This is a genomic window from Streptomyces sp. HSW2009 (genome assembly GCF_040240285.1).
GTDB lineage: Bacteria > Actinomycetota > Actinomycetes > Streptomycetales > Streptomycetaceae > Streptomyces.
Genome location: NZ_JBEHZD010001118.1, coordinates 1 through 667 on the forward strand (window position 1 = coordinate 1; position 667 = coordinate 667).

The 667-nt window shown below is 80.5% G+C and carries 1 pseudogene; it reads left to right on the forward strand.

What is annotated here, in order from left to right:
* Positions 1 to 667, forward strand: a pseudogene (locus AAHZ94_RS34840) (hypothetical protein); the annotation flags it as partial.

Below are 667 nucleotides of genomic sequence, written 5' to 3' on the forward strand. Positions count from 1 at the left end.
CCGGCCGGCCCGGACCACTCCGAGCACGCCACGTCCACGGCTCCGGTGCTGGTCATCGGCTCGCCCTTCCTGTGGTGGATGCGGGTCGCCGAACTCCGCGCGCTGCTGGCCCCGGTGGTGGCCGGCACCGGCCCCGCCGCGCACCCGGACATCGCCGCCGCCCGCCGCTTCGTGCGCGGTCTGGACGCCGCCGTGGCCCTGGCCGCCCGCGCCGACCACCCGCCCCACGACGCGTACGCGGACCCCGAAGCCGATCCGTACCCCACCGTCGATCCGCACGGAGACGCGTACGCCGGGCCGCGCCCCGAGCCGGAGCGTGGCTGCGGCCCGGACGACGGGCGGGCGCCCGGGCCGCAGCAGGCCGCGGCCCCCGACCCGGTCCTGCTCACCGACGCCCACAACCCGCAGGAGTACGCCCCGGAGCCCTACGGCCAGGCCCCGTACGCCCCGGTTCCGTACGCGGCGGATGCGTACGACTCCGCCGCTCCGGGCGCCGACCAGGACTCCGCTGCCGCCGCCCGTACGCCCGAGCGCGCGCCCGCGGGGCGGGTGCCGGCGGGCGTCGCCGTCCCGGCCCACTCGGCCCACTCCGCCGGGGTCCGCGCGCCGTACGAGGCGGGGGCCGGGTCCACCACCCCCCCAGCCCAAGCGCCCGCACACCGCCGGC